A 13756-nucleotide genomic window follows, 5' to 3' on the forward strand; every position below is an offset into this window, starting at 1 on the left:
CCACGGCGGCAGCAGCCGGACGGGCCGTCACTCGCCGGCGTAGGCCTTCTCCAGGGCCGCGATGTCGAACTTGGACATCGCCATGAACGCCTTGGTGGTGCGGGAGGCCTTCTCCTGGTCCGGGTCGCTGATCATGTCGATCAGCTTGTCCGGGACGACCTGCCAGGACAGGCCGTACCTGTCCTTGAGCCAGCCGCAGGGGCCGGGCTCGCCGCCGCCCTCGGTGAGCTTGGTCCAGTAGTAGTCGATCTCCTCCTGGTCCTTGCAGAAGATCTGGAAGGAGACCGACTCGTTGAACGTGAACTGGGGCCCGCCGTTGAGCGCCACGAACTTCTGGCCGTTGGCGGTGAACTCCACCGCCAGCACGGAGCCGACCGGGCCCGCTCCCCCTTCGACGTTGCGGCCGACGCGGCCGATGCTGGAGTTCTTGAAGATCGAGACGTAGTGGTGCGCGGCCTCCTCGGCCTGTCCGTCGAACCAGAGACAGGTGGTGAATCCGTCGGTGGTCATGGGCTCCTCCTGGGGCGTGGAACGCTGTCACCTCTACCGACCGATCCTGGCGGCGGAACTCATCGGTGGGGCGGCCGATTAATCCATATGGTCCCGCCGCCGCCCCCGCCTAGGCTCCGCACATGACGTCATCCCCCACGGACACGATCCGCCCCTTCCGCCTGGACATCCCGCGGCGCGACCTCGACGACCTGCACGACCGCCTCGACCGCACCCGCTGGCCGGACGAGCTGCCGGGCACCGGATGGGCGTACGGCGTGCCGTCCGACTACCTCCGCGAGCTGGTCCACTACTGGCGCCACAGCTACGACTGGCGGGCCGCCGAGGCGCAGCTGAACCGGTGGCCGCAGTTCACCACCACCATCGACGGCTCGACCGTGCACTTCGCGCACGTCCGCTCCCCCGAACCGGACGCCACCCCGCTGATCATCACGCACGGCTGGCCGGGATCGATCGTGGAGTTCCTGGACGTGGTGGGCCCGCTCGCCGACCCGGCCGCGCACGGCGGCGACCCGGCCGACGCCTTCCATGTCGTCGTCCCCGGCATTCCCGGGTTCGGGCTGTCCGGGCCGCCCACGGACACCGGCTGGGAGGCGGGCCGGGTCGCGGACGCCTGGGCCGAGCTGATGCGCCGCCTGGGCTACGAGCGCTTCGGCGCGCAGGGCGGCGACTGGGGCGCGGCGATCTCCCGGGAACTGGGGCGTGCCCACCCGGACCGGGTGATCGGCGTCCACCTCAATCTGCTGCCGGGGGCTCAGCAGCTCACCGAGCCCACACAGGAGGAGCTGGACGAGCTGGGCACCGAGGAACAGGAGCGGGCGCTGCTGTCGTGGCGCCGGTGGAGCGAGTGGTCGCGCGAGGGCACCGGGTACGCCGTCCTGCAGGCCACCCGGCCGCAGACCGTGGCCTACGCGCTCACGGACTCCCCCGTTGGCCAACTCGCCTGGATCGTCGAGAAGTTCCACGAGTGGACGGACTCCCAGCTGTTGCCGGAGGAGGCCGTGGACCGGGACCGGCTGCTCACCAACGTGATGCTCTACTGGCTGACCGGGACCGCCGGCTCCGCGGCCCGCATCTACTACGAACGCGCCCACGCCACCGGCCGGGTCGCCCTGCAGACCGAGCCGTCGACCGCCCCCACCGCACTCGCCCTGTTCCCGGCCGAACCCCAGATCCCGCTGCGGCACAAGGCGGAACGCACCGAGAACCTGGTGCGCTGGACGGAGTTCGACCGCGGCGGGCACTTCGCGGCGATGGAGGAGCCCGACCTGCTGGTCGGCGATGTGCGGGCGTTCTTCCGGCAGCTGCGCGAGAAGGGCTGAGGGCGGGCTCTGCCCGTGGCGAATCTGCCGCGGGCAGAGAAACCGCATCGGGGCACCGAACCGGGCCAAGAGTGGAGTCGACGCCATCACGATGCGACGGCATCACCATTCGACAGGAGAACCGATGACTCCACTCACCCCGCTCGCGCCCCGCGCCGAGGAGGGCGACACCCCGCCCAGCCGCTTCGACGACCATCTCGCCGCCCAACTGCTCGGGCAGCGCATCGTCTTCCTCGGCACCCAGGTCGACGAGATCTCCGCCAACCGGGTCTGCGCCCAGCTGCTCCTGCTGTCCGCGGAGGACCCGCGCACCGACATCAGCCTCTACATCAACAGCCCCGGCGGCTCGGTCCACGCCGGTCTCGCCATCTACGACACCATGCGGCTGATCCCGAACGACGTCTCCACGCTCGCCATGGGCTTCGCGGCCAGCATGGGCCAGTTCCTGCTCAGCGTCGGCGCGACGGGCAAGCGGTACGCGCTGCCCAACGCGCGGATCATGATGCATCAGCCGTCGGCCGGGATCGGCGGCACCACCGCCGACATCGAGATCCAGGCGGAGAACCTGGAGCACACCAAACGGACCATCGAGCGGATCACCGCCGAGCACACCGGGCAGAGCCCGGAGACCATCTCCCGCGACGGCGACCGCGACCGCTGGTTCACGGCCGAGGAGGCCAGGGAGTACGGCATGGTGGACCGGGTCCTGGACTCCCTCGCGGACGTCCGCCCGGCCGCCTCCAGGCGACGGATGGGGCTGTGACATGGGGAACTACACGATTCCGTACGTCGTCGAGCGGACCGCGCACGGCGAGCGCTCCTCCGACGTGTTCAGCCGGCTGCTGTCGGAACGGATCATCTTCCTCGGCACCGAGATCGACGACGGCGTCGCCAACGTCGTCATCGCGCAACTCCTGCACCTGGAGTCGGCGGCCCCCGAGCACGAGATCGCGATCTACATCAACTCCCCGGGCGGCTTGGTCACTTCGCTGATGGCGATCTACGACACGATGACGTTCGTCCAGGCGCCGATCTCGACGTTCTGCGTCGGCCAGGCGGCCTCCACGGCGGCCGTCCTGCTGGCGGGCGGCGATCCGGGGCGGCGGTTCGTGCTGGAGCACGCGCGGGTGCTGCTGGGGCAGCCTGCCAGCGGCGGCCGGCAGGGCACGGTCTCCGATCTGTCCCTGCAGGCCAAGGAGATGGTGCGGATCCGCTCGCAGATCGAGGAGGTGCTCGCGCGCCACACCCACCACGACATCACGACCCTGCGCGCGGACATGGACCGCGACAAGGTCTTCACGGCCGAGGAGGCGGTGGCCTACGGCCTGGCCGACGAGGTGCTGAGCCGGCGCCTGGTGGCGGTCTGAGGCGCCGGATCGCTGCCGCGGTCAGGCGGCCAGGCACAGTCCGTTGTGCGGCGAGGCGGGCGTGGCCGCGCTCCGGCCGTGCCGGCGGCCGCCGGTCCGGGTGAGCTCGCCCTGCGCCAGCGACAGCAGGTCGCCGAGGCCCAGGCCCAGGGCGTGGGCGGCGGCCGCGAGGACCTCGGAGGAGGCCTCCTTGCGGCCCCGCTCCACCTCGGAGAGGTACGGCATGGAGATCCGGGCGGCGTCCGCCACGTCCTTGAGGGTGCGCTCCTGCGCGAGGCGCTCGCGCCGCAGGACGTCCCCGACCAGGTCACGCCAGAGCGGCTCCCTGGGCGCGGGGGCCGCCGGGGCCGCCTCACGCGGCGGCGAGGCTGCGGGACGTTCGGCCTGCGGACGGCGCAGGGGAATGACACGGGCTTCGTTCGGCGCTTGGCTGCTCACCCCCTCAGACTAAATTCGATCGCCCCGATGGGAAGAGACCGGCATTCTGCCCTGGGTGGAATCCCAGGAGCGGAGGGCACGACGATGGTGCTGCGGGAGACGTTCAACGAGGTCGCCGAGCTGTACGACCGGGCACGTCCGCGCTATCCGGCCTCGCTCGTCGCGGAGTTGACGCGCGCCGCAGACCTCGGCCCGGCCGGCCGGGTGCTGGAGATCGGTCCGGGCACCGGTCAACTCACGCTTCCGCTGGCCGAGTCGGGCTGCCTCATCACGGCGGTGGAACTCGGGGACGCCATGGCACAGGTGGCCCGGCGACGCCTGCGCGGCTTTCCCCGGGTGGACGTGCGGGTGGCGGACTTCGAGCGCTGGGAGCTGCCGGACGAGCCGTTCGACCTGGTGGTGTGCGCCACCGCGTTCCACTGGATCGACCCGGCGGTCCGGCTGGTGAAGTCGGCGCGGGCGCTGCGGCCCGGCGGGCGGCTGGCCCTGATCCTCACCGACCACGTCGCGGGCGGAACGGAGGAGTTCTTCCGGCTGGCCCAGGAGTGCTACGAACGCTGGGACCCGGCCACCCCGCCCGGGCTGCGCCTGCAGCCGGCGTCCGAGATCGTCTTCGCGGAGACCGCCCAGCTGAACGAATCCGACCTGTTCGAGACGCCGGTGCCGGTCCGCGTCACCCAGGACATCACCTACACCGCCGACCAGTACATCGACGTCCTGCTGACCTATTCGGGCCACCGGGCACTCGACGACACCGCCCGCCAGGGCCTGCTGGCGTCTCTGCGGCAGCTGATCGACACCCGGTTCGGCGGGACCGTCACCAAGCGTTATCTCCACGAACTCGTCGTGGCCGCCCGGACCCCGGAGTGATATTTTCCGCCACCCGGATCCGTGGGGGGCATGGTCCGCCGAACCCGGGGTACCCGCATCCCGAGGACCCGAGGTAGAACACACCATCGGACCCCGACTTCCGTGGGAGAGGAAATGAATACCGCCGTGAATCGGTCGAAGGCGCAGGTCACAGCCGAGGCCGCCGGGACCGCCACGGGTGACGGGCCGCTTCCGGGCATCGTCGAGCCCCGGTCCGTGGCACCGCGCGACGCACGAGAGCTGTCCCGCCAGTTCTTCCAGCGGCTCGCGGAGCTGGAGGAGGGTACGCAGGAGTACCAGTACGCCCGTAACACCCTCATCGAGATGAACATGTCGCTGGTGCGGTTCGCCGCCGGACGGTTCCGCGGGCGCGGCGACGACATGGAGGACCTCGTCCAGACCGGCATGATCGGTCTGATCAAGGCGATCGACCGGTTCGAGCTGTCCCGCGAGGTGGAGTTCACGTCCTTCGCGCTGCCTTACATCGTCGGCGAGATCAAGCGGTTCTTCCGCGACACCACCTGGGCCGTGCACGTGCCGCGGCGGCTGCAGGAACTGCGCGTGGAGCTCGCCAAGGCGCGCGAGGAACTCGCCAGCCGGCTGGACCGCGATCCCACGACCGCCGAGCTGGCCACGCTGATGAACATCTCCGAGAACGAGGTCGTCGAGGCGCAGATCGCCGCCAACGGGTACAACTCCTCCTCCCTGGACGCCGCGCTCACCGGCGACGGACCGGAGGGCGGCGAGGCGGTGCTGGCCGACTTCCTCGGCGTCGAGGAAGACGGGCTGCGGCTCGTCGAGGACTTCCAGTCGCTGGCCCCGCTCATGGCCGAACTCGGCGAGCGCGACCGGCAGATCATCCACATGCGGTTCGTGGAGGAGGCCACCCAGGCGGAGATCGGCGAGCGGCTCGGCTGCTCGCAGATGCATGTGTCCCGCCTGATCAAGCGGATCATCGCGCGGCTGCGCGAGGGCATGCTGGGCGAACTCGGCTGCGCCTGAGGTACCCGCACGAAGTCGGCCGACCGCGCCGTGATTGCCCGCAGCGGTCGGCCGACGCACTCACTCGGCGCTCAGCGCCACCACGGCCGAGACGCGCTTGCCCACCGGCACCCGTTCGACGGACATCCCCTTGGCGAGCGCGTGGACTATCTCCAGGCCGTGCCGACCGATCCGCTCGGGGTCGCGCGGGAAACGGCGCGGCAGGGCCGCGCTGCTGTCGCACACGCACACCGTCACAAAGGTGTCCGTACCCTCCAGCTCCAGGATGTAGGGGCCGTTGCTGTGCCGGTCGGCGTTGGTGACCAGCTCGCTCACCACGAGCAGGACCTCCTCCTCGGCGCGTGACCCGATCTCGGCGCACCACTCCGTTCTCAGCCGGCCCACGAAGTGCGCGGCGAAGGCCCTGGCCTCGGCGATGCACCCCGGTTCACCGGTGTAGTGGGCCGCCCGTCGGAGGGGTTCCACCGGTACATCGAAACCAGTTGCCACCACTGCTCCGCCCACATGGTCGTTCATGCGTTTCTCTCTCGGAAGCCGGACCGGCCGGACGCTGCTGCACCAGTGCTCGTACCCCGAGCCGCGCTTCGCAGTCCCCGTCGCGGCCCGATGTGTCCGCTTCCACTCAGAGCGCCGGTGATGTGCCCGGCGACGACAAGGAACTCAGTGAGCTCGAGGGCGGCTCGAGGGACGAGGAATCCGAGGTCGGCGGCGAGGTCGTGGGCGGCACGGACGACGGCGACTCGGAACTCGGCGACGAGGACGACGGGGAGGACGGGGAGGACGGGGCGCTCGAGCTGGGTGGGCAGGGGGACTTCTTGCCCGGCGAGGAGGCACACGGCGATGACGGCGTGGGCGTGGTGACGCTCACCGACGGCGAGGGCCGCGCCGGGGGCTTGACCGGCCGGTCGTGGTGCCCTGTGTCTCCGCGGTGCCGCCCGATCCAGGCCTTGTGGTGGGGATCGTAGATCACGAAGACGTTGATGATCTGCGGTGCGGGCGTGATCACGACGGTGTTCGAGGGGCGGTACGACGGCCACGCGTCGCCGGCCTGCCTGAACGCGCCCTGCTGGGCGACGGGCTGCGTGAGCGGATTGCCGCAGGCGCAGCGGACGCGGGGCACGCCGTGGCCGTCGACCATGACGGCGGTGCCTGCCTGCAGGACGGCCTGGTAGTTGGTGGCGGTGCCGTTGCGGTAGCCGTGGTTGGTGACGCGGGTGTCCATGCGCAGCTGCACGGGTGTGAGCGAGCGCAGGTAGGCGGGGACCTGGGAGGGGGCGATGCCCTCGACGCCGGCGAAGGCCTGGGTCTTCGCCGGGGTCGCCTGAAGGTACTTGATCTGCTGTTCCACGTCGCAGCTGGAGACGTTGCGGCTGCCGCCGTAGAGGCCGGGCGCGCCGCCGTCCACCCCCTGTACCGCGTTGGACTGAGCCGAGGCGGTGGCCGGGGAGGGTGAGACGGGGGCGGTGGAGCTGTTCTTGGCGGTGGACGGGGTGAACGGGTCGGGGCCGCTCTTGTCCGCCGCCTGCAGGAAGACTTCGCCGCTCTTCTTGCCGCCGCCTCCGCCCGAGTGGGTGAACACGAGCGCCAGGGCCACGACCGCGACGACGGCGGTGGTCAGCAGGGCGACGCGTGGTGCCGACCGCCACCACGGACGGTGGGGTTCCGGTGTGGGCGCGCTGCCGCTGCTGCCGGGCGGCGGCTCGGAGGGCGGACCGGACGGTGGCTCGGTGGGACCCGACAGCGGGCCCGAGGGTGGTCCTGTGGGGCGGCCGGAAGACGGCGGTTCGACGCTCACGAGCTCTTCTTCCCGACGTTGGTTTCCTGCGGTTTTCCAGCGGCTCGCCCCGAATTGAGCCGCTCGCATGACTTACACATCTATTGTCTGCATCTGTCGTGAGCGGCTCGCAAGCCGACGCGGACGGCCCTCCCGGCGGGCGGGGTGGGCGGGTGCTGCTTAGCGTGGCAGGCGTGAGCCTGCGAACCGCCTCCCAGCAGACCGTGGCCCGTCATGGCTGGGTGCAGGCCCTGGCCGCGGTGCTGGCCGCGCTGATCGCCATGGGGGTCGTGGCTGCCCTGGGGTTGTGGGCGGCCGGAGCGACGGATCTTCCCCAGGGCGCGTTTCCCCGGGTGGTGGCGGCGACGGTGGTCACGGCCGTCGGCGGCACGATCGAGCTGTCCGGGGACGCGGGCGGACTCGCCTCGTCCTCAGCCGGGCTGACCGTGATCCCGCTGTCCGTCACGCTGACGGGTGCGCTCGTGCTCGCCGCCGGCTTCCTGCGCCCGCTGCGGCACCGGGCGGTCACCGGAGCGCCCGAACTGGCCGGATGGGCGGCCAGGATCGCGGTCCTGTGGCTGCTCGCCCTGCTCGGTCTGGCCTTCGGTGCCCGCCAGACCTTCGCCCTCTCCCTAGGCAACGGCACGCTCAGCGACGTCGGTGACCTGTTCGACGTCTCACCGAAGGTCGGTTTCAAGACCGACGTACCGCAAACGCTGCTCTTCGGCCTGCTGTGGCTGGCGGGCGTCCTGGTGCTGGCCCTGCTGGTCTCACGCGGGGCGCCGCTGCCCGGCCGGTTGCTGCGCTTCCAGGAGTCGGTGCGTCCGGCCGCGTACGCGATGGTGGCCCTGCTCCTCGTGTACGTCGCTCTCGGCGTCGTCATCGGCCTGGTGACCGCAGCAACCCGCGGGCATGCCGTGGAGACCCTCGCGGTGATCCTGCTGGGCATGCCGAACCTGGCCTGGCTCACCCTCACGCTCGGACTCGGCGCGACCTGGCACGGCAGGGTGCAGGGGCCGTTCGGGCTGCCCATGCCGCACGTCCTCGACGAGGTGCTGCGCACCAAGGACGTCTCCACGCTCAACCTGAGCACCCTCTCCGACTACGACAGCCGGGTGTGGTGGCTGGTCGTCGTGGACGCGGTGCTGCTGCTGGGCGCGGCCTTCGTGATGGCGGCCCGCTCCCCGTCCCGGACGCGCGCCTGGCAGCATGCCCTGCACATGGCCGTCGCCCTCGCGCTCACGGTCTGGATGATCTGCCTGGTAGGCCGGATCTCCGCGCACTACGGCCTGTCGGTGCTGGGCATCGGCGACCTGGGCGGGCGTCTGGGCGGGAACCTGTTCCTCACGCCCCAGGTGTGGAGCGCGCTGGGGCTGGCGGTGCTGTGGGGACTGGTGACCGGGTTCCTGGGCGCGCTGCTGGCGAGGCCGGTGCGGCGGAGGGGTGCCGCCACAGGCGTGTGACGTGTGGTCAGACCCTGTCCAGGGGCCGGTGCGGGCCACTGGGGAGTTCCGCCTCGATCCTGTCGTCGGGACGCACCACGCCCCCTTCCCGCACGACGGTCATGATCCCGGCCTTGCGTACGACCTTGCCGGCCTCGTCCCTGCCGACGACCTGCCTGAGCAGCCCGCCCTGGAAGTTGTCGATCTGCAGACAGGGGTTGCGCAGACCGGTGACCTCCAGGACGGCGGAGTCGCCGATGCGCAGCAGGGTGCCGACCGGCAGGCCGAGCAGGTCGATGCCGCGCGTGGTGATGTTCTCGCCGAGCTCGCCGGGCGCCACCTTGAACCCGGCCTCGCCGACCTCGGCGAAGAGCTCCTCGTGGATGAGATGCACCTGGCGCAGGTTGGGCTGGGTGGGGTCCTGCGCGACCCTGGACCGGTGCTTGACCGTCACCCCGGCGTGCACGTCCCCCTCCACCCCCAGCCCGGCGAGCAGCGTGATGCTGTCCCGGTTCGGCTTGGTGAAGGAGTACACCCCGTTGCTGCTGACCGCCGTCACGCTTCCGCTCATCGTCGGACCCCCCTCGTCGGTAACGATCAGTCATGAGCCTAACCCGGGCCCGGACGCCCGAACACCGGGGCGGCCCAGTGCGGGGGTGGTGGGACGTGGTCCTCCGGGGCGCGCACGGTCCGCAGGTCCACCTCCGTCAGGGGGTGCGGTGCGTTTCCGGTCAGGGACGCGCGCAGATCGGCGACGAAGGCGAGGCAGGAGGCGTGGCGCTCGTCGGGCGGCTTGGCGAGGGCCTTGGTGAAGACCGGGTCGACCTGGGGGGCGAGGTCGGGGCGGGAGGCCGTCAGCGCAGGCGGCTGGTCGTACTGGTGGGCCCACAGCAGGGCCATGTCGTCGTCGCGGCGGAAGGGCGGGTGGCCCGCGAGGGACTCGTAGACGACGCAGGCGAAGCCGTAGACGTCGCAGCGTCCGTCGACCGGGCGGCCGGAGATCTGCTCGGGTGCCACGTAGTCGAGGGTGCCGACGAACTGGCCGACGGTCGTGAAGCCGGTCAGGGACAGCGACTTCTTCGTCAGGCCGAAGTCGGTGAGGTAGCTGTGCTCCGGGTGGTCGCTGTCGGTGCCGCGGGCCACCAGGATGTTGCCGGGCTTCACGTCCCGGTGGACCAGCCCGTGTTCGTGGGCCGCGTCCAGCGCGGAGGCGACCTGCGCGGCGATGCGGACCGCGACCGAGGGGGCCAGCGGGCCGCGGCGGTCCAGGACATGCCGCAGGTCGCTGCCCTCGACGTAACGCATCGCGATGTACAGGACGCCGTCCGTCTCGCCCGCCTCGTAGATCGGCACGATGTGCGGGTGGTCGATGGCGGCGGCCGCCCGGGACTCGTGGGTGAAACGGAGCCGGAAGGTGTCGTTGCGGGCCAGCTCGGGGGCCAGCAGTTTGAGCGCGACGGTACGGTCCAGGCGCAGGTCGCGGGCGCGGTAGACGACGGCCATGCCGCCGCGCCCGATCTCGCGCTCGATGCGGTAGTCGGCGACCTTGGTGCCGACGAGTTCGGAGGGGCGGCCCGAGAACAGGCTGGTGTCACGAGCCATCGGGCGTCACGACCTGGGTGGGTGCGTGCCCGGCGTCCGCCGCGGCCGCGCCGGGTCCGTCGTCGGTGGCGTACGGGGCCAGCCGCGCTCCGTCGCCGTACACCCATCGGCCCTGCTCGGTGTCGTACAGCCACACGGACTCGCCGTCGACGACGACTCCGACGCGCAGCCCGCGCGTACGGCCGCGGAAGGACTCCCCGTCCATGCCGCCGGCGAGGTCCTCGACGGCGGCCCGGTAGTGGGCCAGGGCCTGTTCGGCGCGGGCGAGCAGGGGGCGCGGGTCGGCGGTGCGGGCCCGGGGATCGCCGGCGGCCGGCGGGTCCTGGGGCACGGCGACCAGCAGGCGGCCGTCCACCCAGGCCGACCAGCCGTTGGCGCACAGGGCGTGCGCCCAGTCTCCGCGCCGCTCCGTCACCTGCACGGGCAGCAGGGGGTCGAGGGGGATCGTGGGCCGGGCGGGGTCGGGGGCCTCCCAGGCGGGCATGCCGTGCTGGGGGACGACGTGGGTGGGCCGGAATCCGGGCGTGGTCATAGCGGCCCTACTTCCGCATCACGGCCGGTTCGTGCCGGCGCAGCAGCCGGGACACCGCGAACCAGAAGACGGCGGACAGCACGACCAGCATGGCGATGTTCAGCAGCCACACCCCGGTGGAGTGCCGGAACAGCGGGTCGGCGGTCAGCTCGCCCGGCACGATCCGGGACAGCCCGATCGTGCCGGCCATCGCGCCGAGCGCCCAGCGTGAGGGCACCAGCCAGGACAGCTGTTCCAGGCCCGGTACGCCGTGCAGCTTCAACAGGGCGCCGCAGAAGACGACCTGGACGATGGCGAGCAGCACCAGCAGCGGCATCGTCACCTCCTCCTTGCGCACGAGCGCGGAGACCAGCAGGCCGAGCATCATCGCCGTGAACGCCAGCAGGGCGACCGCGACGGTGATTTCGACCAGGGGCGGCATCATCACTCCTTGACCGCCGGGCGCGTTGAGATCGACGCCGAGCAGGGCGACGAGGGTCAGCACGACGGCCTGGAGCACGGTGACCGTGCCGAGGACGACGACCTTGGACATCAGGTACGCCGATCTGGACAGGCCCACGGCGCGTTCGCGCTGGTAGATGGTGCGCTCCTTCACCAGTTCGCGCACGGCGTTGGCCGCGCCGGTGAGGACTCCGCCGACGCACAGGATCAGCAGGGCGTTCATCGCCGTGTCATGGGTGAGTTTGCTGCCGGCCAGGGCGCGGGCCATGGCGCCCATCACGAACGGCAGGGCGATCATGATGGCGAGGAAGGTGCGGTCGGCGCTGAGTGCGGCGGTGTAGCGGCGCACCAGGGTGCCGAGCTGGGCGCCCCGGCTGCGTGGCCGGGCGGGCGGGGTGATGACGACCGGGCCGGAGCGGGGCACCCGGGGCTGGGCGGTGGCCTCGGTGATGTAGCGCCGGTGGAAGGGCGAGAGGCGGAAGTCGCCCGCCCAGTCGCGGTCGGTGTCCCGTTCGAAGGCCTCGAAGGCCTCCGGCCACTGTTCGAAACCGAAGAAGGCGAGGGCGTCCTCGGGCGGTCCGTAGTAGGCGACCTTGCCGCCGGGGGCGAGGACCAGGAGGCGGTCGCACACGTCGAGGCTGAGGACGCTGTGGGTGACGACGATGACCGTGCGTCCGTCGTCGGCGAGGCCACGCAGCATGTGCATCACGGAGCGGTCCATGCCGGGGTCAAGACCGGAGGTCGGCTCGTCGAGGAAGAGCAGGGAGGGCTTGGTCAGCAGCTCCAGGGCGACGCTGACGCGTTTGCGCTGGCCGCCGGAGAGGCTGTGCACGGGCTGACGGACGCGCTGCTCCAGGCCCAGCTCACGGATGACCTCGTCGACGCGGGCCCGGCGTTCCGCCTTCGCGGTGTCCTGCGGGAAGCGCAGTTCGGCCGCGTAGGACAGGGCGCTGCGGACGGTGAGCTGGGCGTGCAGGATGTCGTCCTGCGGGACCAGGCCGATGCGCTGGCGCAGCTCGGCGTAGTCGCGGTAGAGGTCGCGGCCGTCGTAGAGGACGGTGCCGTGGTCGGCGGGACGCTGCCCGGTGAGCGCGTTGAGCAGGGTGGACTTTCCGGCACCGCTCGGGCCGACGACCGCGAGCAGGCACTTCTCCCCCACCGGGAAGGAGACGTGGTCCAGCAGCGTCTTGCGGCCCCGGTCGACGGCCACCGCGAGGTCCTGCACGTCGAGGGAGACCTCGCCGGTGTCGACGTACTCCTGCAGGGTGTCGCCGACGAGGCTGAACGCCGAGTGGCCGATGCCGACGATGTCGCCGGGGCCGATCGGAGCGACGGTGACGGGCGTGCCGTTGAGGTACGTGCCGTTGTGGCTGCCGAGGTCGGCGATCTCGTAGCTGCCGTCGGGCAGGGCGCGCAGTTCGGCGTGCCGGCGGGAGACGCTGAGGTCGTCGATGACCAGGTCGTTGTCGGTCGCGCGGCCGATGCGCAGGGTCCGCGTGGGCAGCGGCCGTACGGTGGTGGGCTGGCGGAAGGTGCCGGTCAGTCCGGGCATCGACACCGCGGAGGGGCGTTCGACGACCGGTGGCGGGCAGTCGAGCAGGACGGCGCGGGGGCCGTCGGAGGGGTTGCCGAAGCGGATGACGCTGCCGGGTCCGACGCCCCACTCGTGGATGCGGCGGCCGTCGGCGAAGGTGCCGTTGGTGCTGTTCTCGTCCTCGACCAGCCAGTGACCGTCCTCGGGCCGCAGCACCGCGTGGTGCCAGGAGACCCGCGCGTCGTCGAAGACGATGTCGCTCAATGGGTCGCGGCCCACGTGGTAGTCGTGGCTCGGGCTCATCACCGTGGAGCCCGTCTCGGTCTCCAGCACGAGTTCAGGCGCTGTCGGAGCGACCGGCCGCTCTGCCATGCGGAAAATACTACCGATTCGTCCAGATGTGCGCCTGGCGCGAGGAGCGGTGCCGGAGCTCAGCCGACGGGCATGAACAGCGCCGGGACGACCCGCTGCATGCGCAGTGCGTCGACGGACTCGGCGAGCAGCTCGTACTCGGTGGTCTCGTCGCAGACGGCGACCCGCACCAGTCTCCCGGCGGCCAACTCGTCGGCGACCAGCTCCTGTTGGGAGAGCTCGCCGCACCACCAGCGCAGCGCGGTCGGCACGTCCGGCACGGTCTCGGCGACCGGGGCCAGTGAGCCGGGCGGGAAGTGTTCGGCCTCGGGCTGCGGGTCGAGACGGTCGGCGATCCAGATGGCGCGGTCGCGCAGCCACCACAGCGCGAGGGCGAGGGTGGGGGCACGGTAGGTGCCCAGGGGTACGCCGATACGCTGTCCGGCGCAGACTCCGTACGCGGTGACGTGGCATAAGAACTCGTCGTGCATGGTCATTCCCCCGCTGCTCGTTCGTCTCTCGGCCTTGCCTCGCTTTCCGTGCGGCTCATGTGCGGTACGTGACGGCCTCT

The 13756-nt window shown here is 71.4% G+C and carries 15 protein-coding genes; 6 read left to right on the top strand and 9 right to left on the bottom strand.

Features of this window, described 5'->3' with window-relative positions; all coding sequences use genetic code 11:
* Positions 1-27: 27 nt before the first annotated feature.
* Positions 28-510, bottom strand: coding sequence for a VOC family protein (locus ACWCQ1_RS02855; RefSeq protein WP_451025700.1), 483 nt, complete (start codon positions 508-510; stop codon positions 28-30).
* A gap of 122 nt (positions 511-632) precedes the next feature.
* On the opposite strand from ACWCQ1_RS02855, the gene ACWCQ1_RS02860 reads away from it, so the two are divergent.
* The 3 genes from ACWCQ1_RS02860 (at position 633) to ACWCQ1_RS02870 (ending at position 3199) form a co-directional block, all read left to right on the top strand.
* Complete coding sequence (locus tag ACWCQ1_RS02860; protein WP_133048665.1) at positions 633-1832, top strand: epoxide hydrolase family protein; 1200 nt, start codon at positions 633-635, stop codon at positions 1830-1832.
* A gap of 124 nt (positions 1833-1956) precedes the next feature.
* Positions 1957-2595 (top strand): ATP-dependent Clp protease proteolytic subunit, encoded by a 639-nt coding sequence (locus tag ACWCQ1_RS02865; RefSeq protein WP_133048664.1) that lies wholly within the window; start codon positions 1957-1959, stop codon positions 2593-2595.
* A 1-nt stretch (position 2596) separates the two neighbouring features.
* Positions 2597-3199: a ClpP family protease gene (locus ACWCQ1_RS02870; protein WP_358602061.1), complete on the top strand. Its 603-nt coding sequence runs from the start codon at positions 2597-2599 to the stop codon at positions 3197-3199.
* Between the two features lie 21 nt (positions 3200-3220).
* On the opposite strand, the gene ACWCQ1_RS02875 is transcribed toward ACWCQ1_RS02870, so the two are convergent.
* Positions 3221-3637 carry a helix-turn-helix domain-containing protein gene (locus ACWCQ1_RS02875; RefSeq protein ID WP_133048662.1) on the bottom strand — a complete coding sequence of 139 codons (417 nt, stop codon included), beginning with the start codon at positions 3635-3637 and terminating at the stop codon, positions 3221-3223.
* Positions 3638-3724: 87 nt separating this feature from the next.
* On the opposite strand from ACWCQ1_RS02875, the gene ACWCQ1_RS02880 reads away from it, so the two are divergent.
* Both ACWCQ1_RS02880 and ACWCQ1_RS02885 read left to right on the top strand, forming a co-directional pair.
* Positions 3725-4507, top strand: a complete 783-nt coding sequence (locus tag ACWCQ1_RS02880) for a class I SAM-dependent methyltransferase (RefSeq protein ID WP_133048757.1) — start codon at positions 3725-3727, stop codon at positions 4505-4507.
* Positions 4508-4621: 114 nt separating this feature from the next.
* Entirely contained in the window at positions 4622-5509 is an 888-nt protein-coding gene (locus tag ACWCQ1_RS02885; RefSeq protein ID WP_451025701.1) for an RNA polymerase sigma factor SigF, read from the top strand.
* A gap of 60 nt (positions 5510-5569) precedes the next feature.
* Here ACWCQ1_RS02885 and ACWCQ1_RS02890 read toward each other — a convergent pair whose 3' ends face one another.
* Entirely contained in the window at positions 5570-6025 is a 456-nt protein-coding gene (locus ACWCQ1_RS02890) for an ATP-binding protein (RefSeq protein ID WP_133048660.1), read from the bottom strand.
* Between the two features lie 106 nt (positions 6026-6131).
* Positions 6132-7304: a DUF6777 domain-containing protein gene (locus tag ACWCQ1_RS02895; RefSeq protein WP_358602052.1), complete on the bottom strand. Its 1173-nt coding sequence runs from the start codon at positions 7302-7304 to the stop codon at positions 6132-6134.
* A 173-nt stretch (positions 7305-7477) separates the two neighbouring features.
* Between ACWCQ1_RS02895 and ACWCQ1_RS02900 the strand changes: the two genes are divergently transcribed.
* Positions 7478-8746, top strand: a complete 1269-nt coding sequence (locus ACWCQ1_RS02900; RefSeq protein WP_451025702.1) for a streptophobe family protein — start codon at positions 7478-7480, stop codon at positions 8744-8746.
* Between the two features lie 7 nt (positions 8747-8753).
* Here the strand turns inward: ACWCQ1_RS02900 and ACWCQ1_RS02905 are convergent, their stop codons facing one another.
* From ACWCQ1_RS02905 to ACWCQ1_RS02925, 5 genes are read right to left on the bottom strand one after another with little or no spacing between them, the layout of a single operon-like run.
* Positions 8754-9296 (bottom strand): MOSC domain-containing protein, encoded by a 543-nt coding sequence (locus ACWCQ1_RS02905; RefSeq protein WP_358602046.1) that lies wholly within the window; start codon positions 9294-9296, stop codon positions 8754-8756.
* A 38-nt stretch (positions 9297-9334) separates the two neighbouring features.
* Positions 9335-10327, bottom strand: a complete 993-nt coding sequence (locus tag ACWCQ1_RS02910; protein WP_358602043.1) for a serine/threonine-protein kinase — start codon at positions 10325-10327, stop codon at positions 9335-9337.
* Complete coding sequence (locus tag ACWCQ1_RS02915) at positions 10317-10859, bottom strand: hypothetical protein (protein ID WP_451025703.1); 543 nt, start codon at positions 10857-10859, stop codon at positions 10317-10319. The genes ACWCQ1_RS02910 and ACWCQ1_RS02915 overlap by 11 nt, the downstream gene beginning before the upstream one ends.
* Positions 10860-10866: 7 nt before the next feature.
* Positions 10867-13206, bottom strand: a complete 2340-nt coding sequence (locus ACWCQ1_RS02920; protein WP_358602037.1) for an FHA domain-containing protein — start codon at positions 13204-13206, stop codon at positions 10867-10869.
* 59 nt (positions 13207-13265) lie between these two features.
* Positions 13266-13676 carry a hypothetical protein gene (locus ACWCQ1_RS02925; protein ID WP_133048755.1) on the bottom strand — a complete coding sequence of 137 codons (411 nt, stop codon included), beginning with the start codon at positions 13674-13676 and terminating at the stop codon, positions 13266-13268.
* Positions 13677-13756: the final 80 nt, after the last annotated feature.

This window comes from Streptomyces sp. NPDC002144, from assembly GCF_053593695.1.

What these genes read in the sequence shown, in the direction of transcription:
- ACWCQ1_RS02885 (WP_451025701.1), top strand. Translation starts at nt 4,622, where the DNA reads ATGAATACCGCCGTGAATCGGTCGAAGGCGCAGGTCACAGCCGAGGCC.
- ACWCQ1_RS02920 (WP_358602037.1), bottom strand. Translation starts at nt 13,206, where the DNA reads ATGGCAGAGCGGCCGGTCGCTCCGACAGCGCCTGAACTCGTGCTGGAG.
- ACWCQ1_RS02860 (WP_133048665.1), top strand. Translation starts at nt 633, where the DNA reads ATGACGTCATCCCCCACGGACACGATCCGCCCCTTCCGCCTGGACATC.
- ACWCQ1_RS02905 (WP_358602046.1), bottom strand. Translation starts at nt 9,296, where the DNA reads ATGAGCGGAAGCGTGACGGCGGTCAGCAGCAACGGGGTGTACTCCTTC.
- ACWCQ1_RS02925 (WP_133048755.1), bottom strand. Translation starts at nt 13,676, where the DNA reads ATGCACGACGAGTTCTTATGCCACGTCACCGCGTACGGAGTCTGCGCC.
- ACWCQ1_RS02915 (WP_451025703.1), bottom strand. Translation starts at nt 10,859, where the DNA reads ATGACCACGCCCGGATTCCGGCCCACCCACGTCGTCCCCCAGCACGGC.
- ACWCQ1_RS02865 (WP_133048664.1), top strand. Translation starts at nt 1,957, where the DNA reads ATGACTCCACTCACCCCGCTCGCGCCCCGCGCCGAGGAGGGCGACACC.
- ACWCQ1_RS02910 (WP_358602043.1), bottom strand. Translation starts at nt 10,327, where the DNA reads ATGGCTCGTGACACCAGCCTGTTCTCGGGCCGCCCCTCCGAACTCGTC.
- ACWCQ1_RS02855 (WP_451025700.1), bottom strand. Translation starts at nt 510, where the DNA reads ATGACCACCGACGGATTCACCACCTGTCTCTGGTTCGACGGACAGGCC.
- ACWCQ1_RS02890 (WP_133048660.1), bottom strand. Translation starts at nt 6,025, where the DNA reads ATGAACGACCATGTGGGCGGAGCAGTGGTGGCAACTGGTTTCGATGTA.
- ACWCQ1_RS02870 (WP_358602061.1), top strand. Translation starts at nt 2,597, where the DNA reads ATGGGGAACTACACGATTCCGTACGTCGTCGAGCGGACCGCGCACGGC.